Source organism: Carboxydothermus islandicus (genome assembly GCF_001950325.1).
Lineage (GTDB): Bacteria > Bacillota > Z-2901 > Carboxydothermales > Carboxydothermaceae > Carboxydothermus > Carboxydothermus islandicus.
Genome location: NZ_BDJL01000059.1, coordinates 1 through 8213, shown reverse-complemented (window position 1 = coordinate 8213; position 8213 = coordinate 1). Strand labels below are relative to the sequence as shown.

The following is an 8213-nucleotide window of genomic DNA, read 5'->3' as shown; positions in this document are numbered from 1 at the left end:
GCCCCTGGAAGATGCAAAAGAGTTCACCTGGTAGGTGTGTAGGTACAATTTGCGCATCTTTAGGGATAAAAATGCCCATTTTTCAAGGGTTCCAAGATTTTAACTGACAAAGTCAGGAAATTTTTTAAGGAGGAATCAGCAATGCATGTAAAAGTAGCCGAATTAGTAGGAGAATCACCCACCGGCTGGAAGGATGCGGTACAAACCGCAGTAAATGAAGCATCGCGGTCCTTAGGGACAGTAACCGGAGTAGAGATTTTAAATTTTACCGCTAATGTGGAAGGCGGACGGGTAGTAGAATATAAGGCCAATGTAAAAGTTGCCTATGTGGAATAACGGAGGATTTCCTCCGTTATTTTTTTACTTTTAAGGGGGAAAATTATATTTTGAGGTGAAGGTGATGGCTATTGATAAAAATGAGTATCAAAAAACGGTAGAAAAAATAAAACCGAGACCGCCGGTACTAAAAAACTGCGTATTGGCTTTTTTAATGGGGGGCTTTGTTTGTTTTTTGGGAGAAGTTCTGTTTCATTTTTTAAGAGGCTACGGCCTTTCGGAAAAAGACAGTTACACCGTTGTAAGTGTGGTGTTTATCTTAATCTCGGCAGTTTTAACGGGAACCGGGATCTATGATGATTTGGTGCGGATTTTTGGTGCCGGCTTAATTGTTCCCATTACCGGTTTTGCGAACTCCATGGTATCGCCCGCTTTAGAACATAAACAGGAAGGTCTGGTTCTCGGGGTTGGGGCGAAACTGTTTACCGTAGCCGGTCCGGTTGTTATTTACGGGATATTGAGTTCGCTTATTGTGGCAATTATTTTAAGGGGGCTTGGAAAATTATGAGGCAAACCCGGGAATTTGCTAATCCGCCGGTAGTATTGGGTTATGCAACTATAGCTGGACCCAAAGAAGGGGAAGGACCCCTGGCAGCCTATTTTGATAAGGTTATCAATAACCTTTATTACTATGAGGATACCTGGGAGAAAGCGGAGCAAAAAATGTTTTTGGAAGTAGCCGAAATGGCTTTACAAAAAGCTTCGGTTAAAAAGGAAGAAGTGGACTTTTTTTTGGCGGGGGATTTATTAAATCAAATTATTTCGGCTAATTTTGCTGCCAAAAGCCTGGGGATTCCTTTTTTTGGATTATATAATGCTTGTGCTACTTTTTACGAGGGGTTGATCCTGGGGGCAATGTTAATAGCCGGTGGGTTTGCTAAAAAAGTACTGGTGGGTGTTTCCAGTCATTATGCTACCGTTGAACGGCAGTACCGTAATCCTACCGAACAGGGGGTTCAGAAAACTCCAACTTCCCAGTGGACGGTTACCGGTGCGGCTGCGGTGGTTCTGGGGGATGGAGAGGGTAAAATTAAAATTCCCCGGGTTACGGTGGGCAAAGCATTGGATTACGATATGTTTGATCCTTCGGACATGGGTGGGGCGATGGTTCCTGCAGCTTTTGATACTTTACTTGTCCATTTTAAAGAAACGGGTTTGGTTTACGATTATTACGATTTAATGTTAACCGGAGATTTAGCCCGGTTCGGGCAGCAAATTTTGGTTAAACTTTTACAGGAAAATAACATCAACTTTGGGCAAAGGCTCAACGATTGTGGAATCATGATTTATCGACCGGAGCAGCAGGTAAATGCCGGAGGCAGCGGTACTGCTTGTTCAGCTTTAGTTACTGCAGGCTACGTTTTTAACGAGTTAAGTCAGGGAAAGATTCATAAATTTTTGGGAATAGGAACGGGGGCTTTGCTGTCTCAAGTTACAACCCAGCAGGGAATGGCTATACCGGTAATTGCTCATGCGGTAGCTTTTGAAAGTTACTAAGGGGGATGAAGATGGATTTTCTATTAAGTTTTCTGGTTGGAGGAGTAATTTGCGTGATTGGCCAGCTAATGATGGATCTAACAAGCTTTCGGGTGACTCCTGCCCATGTTTTGGTTAGCTTTGTAACTGCCGGTGCCTTTATTTCAGGTTTTGGGGTTTACGATAAATTAGTGGAACTTGCCGGTACCGGTGCAACCTTGCCGTTAACTGGTTTTGGGCATTTACTGACGCAGGGAGCGATAGAGGGATTTAAGCAAAAAGGAATATTAGGGCTTTTGGGGGGCGGAATAACAAATACCGCTACGGGTATTTCGGTGGCAGTTGTTGCCGGTTATATAATTGCTCTTTTCTTTAAACCCAAGGGTTAGGGGTATAAAAATTTTTTTCCCTGGAAATGCTCTTAAAGATGGGGTGGTTAAATGAAAGTTGGTATTCCGCGAGGTTTATATTTTTACGATTATTATCCCTTTTGGGAAACTTTTTTCCAGGAGTTAGGAGTAGAGGTTGTAACCTCAAAACCTACCGATAAGGAAATCCTTAACTTGGGAGTAGAAGCGGCGGTCGACGATGCCTGCCTGCCCGTTAAAGTTTTTTTTGGCCACGTGCGGTTTTTAAAAGATCAGGTAGATTACCTCTTTATACCCCGTTATGTTAGTGAATACCGGCGGACTTACATTTGCCCGAAATTTTTGGGATTGCCCGAAATGATAATTTTTCGTTTAAAAGCTCCAAAGGTTCTTTCCCATGACTTAACGGCCTACCAAAAGGGGGCGGATTTTTACCGGGGGGTTTATGTTTTCGGGAAAAAAATTACACCAAACGGTATGAAAGTAATGCGAGCGACTTATACTGCCTGGAAAAAGCAAAAAGCTTATTTGCAAAAAAAGTACCTTGGATATCAACCGCAGGATTTAATTGATGGGAAGCAAGAATATGTCCCGGACTTGAAGAAACCGCTTTTTGCGGTAGTGGGGCATGCCTACAACATTAATGACCGTTATGCCAGTATGGATTTAATAAAAAAAATTCGCCGGTTTGGAGGGGAAGTTTTAACTCCTGATAACGTTCCCTTTGCGGAAGCGGTAAAAAAAGCTGGGCTGCTTCCCAAAAAACCCTTTTGGAGTTTTGCGATTAAGAACTTTGGTGGCAGTATTTATCTTGCTGAAAATTACCCGTTAAAAGGAGTAATAAATTTAAACTCTTTTGGCTGTGGACCGGATTCAATAATAACCGAACTTACGGAACGGTATTTAAAAAGAAAATTTTCCTTACCTTTTTTAAATCTTACCATTGACGAACATACCGGTGAGGCGGGACTTGTAACCCGTCTCGAAGCTTTTTGGGATATGACCGTGGAAAGGAGTTTTGCCGGTGAAAGTAACCTACCCGCACATGGGTAATATGGCCATTGGGGTAAAAGCAATGTTGGAAGAACTGGGATTAGAAGTGGTGCTACCTCCGCCCATTACCAAAAAAACCTTGACTCTGGGTACTAAGTACGGACCGGAATTTGCCTGTCTGCCTTTAAAGCTTAACCTCGGGAATTTTATTGAGGCGTACGAATTAGGTGCTGATACAATCCTCATGGCCGGAGGAACTGGCCCCTGCCGCTTTGGTTATTATGCGTATGTGGAGCAGGAAATATTAAGGGATTTGGGGATTAATTATGACCTTTTGGTATTAGAACCGCCCGAGCGAAATATTATGGAATTTATCGCCAAACTTAAAAAAATTACCGGAAATAAATCAATTTTTCAGGTTATAAAGGCGATCAAAAAAGGTTTTTTAAAAATAAAAGCGGCCGATGAAATTGAAAAAAAAGTGGTCTTTTTCAGGGCCCGGGAAATTACCAAAGGAGCAACCGACCGGGTGTGGCAGGAGTTTCTGCAAAATTTAAATCGAGCTCGAGAGGAAAAGGAAATCGAAGAAGCGGTAAATCAAGCTGTCGTGGGTTTGGCAAGGATACCGGTGGATTTGACCCGGGAGGTGTTAAAAATAGGGGTGGTGGGGGAGATCTTTACCCTCTTAGAACCCTTTACCAACTTTAATATCGAACGATATCTCGGCAGCTTGGGAGTGGAAGTGCACCGCACCATTTATTTAAGTGAATGGGTAAACGACCACCTTTTTTTGGGATTTTTTAAAAACTATAGCCGTCATAAAGAAATTGTGAAGGAAGCACCGCCCTTTCTCTGTCATTTTATAGGCGGGCACGGTCGGGAAACGGTAGGCGGAGTTAGGTATTTAAAAAAACAGGGATTTGATGGGGTAATTCAGCTCTTACCTTTTACCTGCATGCCGGAAATTGTGGCTCAAGCGGTTTTGCCTGCGGTAAGCGAAGTTGCGGGTATTCCGGTTTTATCTCTGGTAGTGGATGAACATACCGGTGAGGCAGGTTTCATTACTAGGTTAGAGGCGTTTTGCGATCTTTTAAGTTTTCGTAAAAAAGGAGGAAATTATGGAAAAAGGCGTATTTTTGGGGGTTGATGTAGGTTCGGTAAGTACCAATTTAGTGGTGATTAATGGAGAAAAAGAGATTTTAAAAGCAATTTATTTAAGAACTAACGGCCGGCCTCTTGTTGCCCTAAAAGAGGGTTTAAGGCAAATTTACGACCAAATCAAAGAAGAAGAAATATCGGGGGTGGGGACAACCGGAAGCGGCCGGCATTTGGCAGCGTTGGTGTTAGGGGCAGATACCGTGAAAAACGAAATAACTGCCCATGCGGTGGCTGCCAGTTATCTCGTACCCGGTGTTCGAACCATTTTAGAAATTGGTGGACAGGATTCAAAGCTTATTCTCTTAAAGGATGGTGTAGTAACCGATTTTGCGATGAATACCGTTTGTGCGGCCGGCACCGGTTCGTTTTTGGACCAGCAGGCGCAAAGGCTTAACATTCCTGTTGAAAAATTTGGAGAAATGGCGTTAAAAGCCCAAAATCCGGTGCGGATTGCCGGGCGGTGTGCGGTATTTGCCGAATCCGATATGATTCACAAACAGCAGTTGGGATGTAATATTGAAGATATTTTAGCCGGACTGTGCGAAGCATTAGTACGTAACTTTTTAAATAATTTAGCCAAGGGGAAAAAACTTTACGATAAAATAGTTTTTCAGGGAGGAGTTGCCGCCAATTCCGGTATGCGAGAAGCTTTTGCCCGGATATTGGGAACTGAAATTATTGTGCCACCTTATTTTAATGTCATGGGGGCTTTGGGGATAGCGTTAATTGCAGCTTTTGAGTGGGAAAAACAACCTTATAAAACTATGTTCAAGGGCTTTAATGTAAAAGATGCCGAATTAAAAACCGAGAATTTTGAGTGCCAAAACTGCCCGAACTTTTGTGAAGTGGTTAAAATATATGAAAATTACGAGGTAGTGGGTTATTTAAATGACCGCTGCGGCCGGTACAGTCAGATGAATAATAAAAAATTAGCGGGGATAGGTTGACGAACTGAGAAGTTTAATGTTATAGTTATTAAAAGTAAAAGGCAATTAGAACTTAATACGCTTGTACCTCATCTCTTTGAGGTGAGGTAGAGGTGCGGATGGTCAAGAGTAACCGGGCAAAAACCCCGCAGGTTGATGCTGTCCGGTGAAAGGGGCCTTCGCCGAAATCCCTTACGGTAGCGGACGTAAGGGGTTGGGCCTATGCCGAACAGGTATAGGACTGTCACCCGTTTTAGCGGGTGGAGCGCTACCTTGCTGGGAGCTGAGGTATTTCCTCGCTATTGCCGCATGCCAATTGCGGGCCTTTGGGGAAATACCAAGGGCCCGCAATATTTTATTATTTATAAGGGGGAGAGATGGCATGCGTTTTACCGGTACAATGAGGGTAAATGAAAAAGGTCACTTAGAAATAGGCGGTGTCGATACGGTAGATTTGGCCCGGGAGTTCGGTACTCCACTTTATATTTTAGATGAGGAAGAATTTCGGAAAAACTGCCGGGAGTACTACCAAAACTTTACCCAAAAACACCCCGGGTCACTGGCCATTTATGCGGGGAAAACCCTTTTAACTACTGCAGTTTGCCGTTTAGTTGAAGAAGAGGGTTTAGGGCTTGATGTGGTATCCGGGGGCGAACTTTATACTGCTATAAAAGCAAATTTTCCTTTGCACAAGGTGTATTTCCACGGCAACAACAAGAGCCCCGAGGAAATCAGGCTTGGAGTTGAAGCCGGAGTAGGCCGCTTTGTGGTGGATAATCTCTATGAACTGTATCTTTTAAATGACATTGCCAGAAGTTTTAAAGTACGACAACCGATATTATTAAGGGTTAGTCCCGGAATTGAGGCCCATACCCACGAATATATTAAAACCGGGCAAATTGACAGTAAATTTGGTTTTCCCATTGAAACCGGTCAGGCAATGGATGCAGCCCAAAGGGCATTGGAACTGGACGGTGTTGAATTAAAAGGTTTCCACTGTCATATAGGCTCGCAAATTTTTGAACTTGAATCTTTTGCTCACACGGTAGAAGTCATGACCGCCTTTATGGCGGAGGTATTTAAAGCTACCGGTTTTATGACGGAGGAATTGGATTTAGGCGGCGGTCTTGGTATTTACTATGCTGAAGGCGATAACCCTCCTACGGTGGCGGCAATGGCGGAGACTATTTTTACTACTCTGGAAAGTCAGTGCCAGAAACTCGGACTTAAGGTGCCAAGGGTGATAGTAGAACCGGGACGTTCAATTGCCGGTCCCGCGGGAAGTACGTTATACACGATTGGGGCAATTAAAGATATTCCGGGAATTAGAACCTACGTTGCGGTGGACGGTGGGATGGGTGACAATCCCCGCCCGGCATTATATCAGGCTAAGTACGAAGCAATAGTGGCAAATAAAGCTAACGATAAGCCGGTCAAGTTAGTTTCAATTGCCGGTAAGTGCTGTGAGTCGGGGGATATGTTAATTTGGGATATTGAATTGGCGGAAATTAAGCCTGGAGACCTTTTATTGGTTAGCAATACCGGAGCTTACAACTATTCCATGGCGATGAATTATAACCGTTTACCCCGACCGGCCATGGTTTTAGTTGGTGGGGGGAAAGCGGAGCTAATTGTCCGCCGGGAAACTTATGACGACCTGTTAAGTCACGATTTAATCCCAGCCCATTTAAAAACACGCAAGGTAGTTACCATGTATTAGAATTATTAGAATAAAAACCTCTTGATTCTTCCATACTATTGGTTAGAATCAGGAGGTTTTTTTATGAAAATTAGCTGGGGAGAAGGAGTAGCTTTAATAATTGGAGCAACGATTGGATCGGGCATTATCTCATTACCGGCAGTAATGGCTGAAGCTGCCAAAAATTCCGGCTGGTTACTCATTTTTCCCGGGGGATTTATAAACCTTCTTTCAATTTTGACGATAATTGTTGTTCAAAGTTATTGGCCCAACCAAACTTTTATCGAGTACGGGGAAAAGCTTTACGGTAAATTGTTAAGTCGTTTTTTTGCCCTTATTTTTGTTTATTATTTTCTCTGGTTGGCAAGCTTGGTTCTCAGAATTTTTACCGATTTTGCGACAGATACGCTTTTAGAAGAAACGCCAACTTACATAATGATAATCTTATTTCTTTTAGTATTATTTTATTTTTGTAACTCCGGTTACGAAACGGTGAAAAATATAAATGTGATCTTTATGTTTATAAAACTTGCCATACTGTTTGTAGTAACATTTTTTATCATCAATAAATGGGAAGTAGAATATTTAAAGCCAGTAATAAATCCTGAAATTAATCTTTTAAAAGGTATTTTTGGTAGTGTATTCTCCTTTTCAGGTTTTAGTATTTTTTTATATTTTGCCAAAGATTTCCGAAACTTAAAAGACGGGATAAAAGCCTCTGTTGTAGGTATGGGACTTGTAACCTTTATTTATGCGGCTGTTTGTTTGGTAGGTCTAATGATTTTTGGACCGGTATCGTTAGCCCGGATGCGTTACCCCTCCTATGAGATTATCAAAATGTTAAATATCGGGTATGTTGTTTACCGCTTGGATAGCTTACTGATTGGTGGCTGGATGACGGCAATTTTTACGGTGGCGGGACTTAATATCTTTACGGCGCTGTTAGTGTTACGTAAAGCCTTTGGGCAAAAAGATTACCGGCATTTAACGGCTCCAATCTTGCTTTTGGTATTTTTTTGGGCTATTGCTCCTCAGAATATTGCCGAAGTAAAAGATGACATGGGAACCCTATCCTGGTTGGCATTTTTTCTCGAAGTTATTTTTCCCTACATATTATTACTGTTAACCATTATAAAAGAGTAAATTGCTAAGTTTAGAGAACCGCGCCAAATAAGGTATAAACACAAACCCAAAAATAAAAATACCCCAAAGTAGGGCGAAAAACAGCGGTTTTAAGGAGCAGGAAGAAAAGATAAA

Annotated in this window: 9 protein-coding genes and 1 riboswitch; all 9 genes read left to right on the top strand. The window is 42.4% G+C overall.

The window, feature by feature from the left end; genetic code table 11:
• Positions 1-141 precede the first annotated feature (141 nt).
• The 9 genes from ciss_RS09000 (at position 142) to ciss_RS08960 (ending at position 8099) form a co-directional block, all read left to right on the top strand.
• On the top strand, positions 142-336 hold the full coding sequence (locus ciss_RS09000) for a dodecin family protein (RefSeq protein WP_011344850.1): 195 nt from the start codon (positions 142-144) through the stop codon (positions 334-336).
• Positions 337-400: 64 nt separating this feature from the next.
• Positions 401-844, top strand: coding sequence for a stage V sporulation protein AC (gene spoVAC, locus ciss_RS08995; RefSeq protein ID WP_075866033.1), 444 nt, complete (start codon positions 401-403; stop codon positions 842-844).
• Positions 841-1833 (top strand): stage V sporulation protein AD, encoded by a 993-nt coding sequence (spoVAD, locus tag ciss_RS08990; protein ID WP_075866032.1) that lies wholly within the window; start codon positions 841-843, stop codon positions 1831-1833. The genes spoVAC and spoVAD overlap by 4 nt, the downstream gene beginning before the upstream one ends.
• 11 nt (positions 1834-1844) lie before the next feature.
• Positions 1845-2201: a stage V sporulation protein AE gene (spoVAE, locus tag ciss_RS08985; protein WP_075866031.1), complete on the top strand. Its 357-nt coding sequence runs from the start codon at positions 1845-1847 to the stop codon at positions 2199-2201.
• A gap of 51 nt (positions 2202-2252) precedes the next feature.
• Positions 2253-3233: an acyl-CoA dehydratase activase-related protein gene (locus ciss_RS08980; protein WP_075866030.1), complete on the top strand. Its 981-nt coding sequence runs from the start codon at positions 2253-2255 to the stop codon at positions 3231-3233.
• On the top strand, positions 3205-4320 hold the full coding sequence (locus ciss_RS08975) for a CoA protein activase (protein ID WP_075866029.1): 1116 nt from the start codon (positions 3205-3207) through the stop codon (positions 4318-4320). The genes ciss_RS08980 and ciss_RS08975 overlap by 29 nt, the downstream gene beginning before the upstream one ends.
• The gene (locus ciss_RS08970) at positions 4292-5278 is read left to right on the top strand and encodes an acyl-CoA dehydratase activase (protein WP_075866028.1); all 987 of its coding nucleotides are present in this window, start codon (positions 4292-4294) and stop codon (positions 5276-5278) included. Before ciss_RS08975 ends, ciss_RS08970 begins: the two co-directional genes overlap by 29 nt.
• Before the next feature lie 79 nt (positions 5279-5357).
• Positions 5358-5536, top strand: a riboswitch (Lysine riboswitch).
• Between the two features lie 103 nt (positions 5537-5639).
• Complete coding sequence (gene lysA, locus ciss_RS08965; RefSeq protein WP_075866027.1) at positions 5640-6977, top strand: diaminopimelate decarboxylase; 1338 nt, start codon at positions 5640-5642, stop codon at positions 6975-6977.
• Positions 6978-7040: 63 nt separating this feature from the next.
• Positions 7041-8099 carry a GerAB/ArcD/ProY family transporter gene (locus ciss_RS08960; RefSeq protein WP_075866026.1) on the top strand — a complete coding sequence of 353 codons (1059 nt, stop codon included), beginning with the start codon at positions 7041-7043 and terminating at the stop codon, positions 8097-8099.
• Positions 8100-8213: the final 114 nt, after the last annotated feature.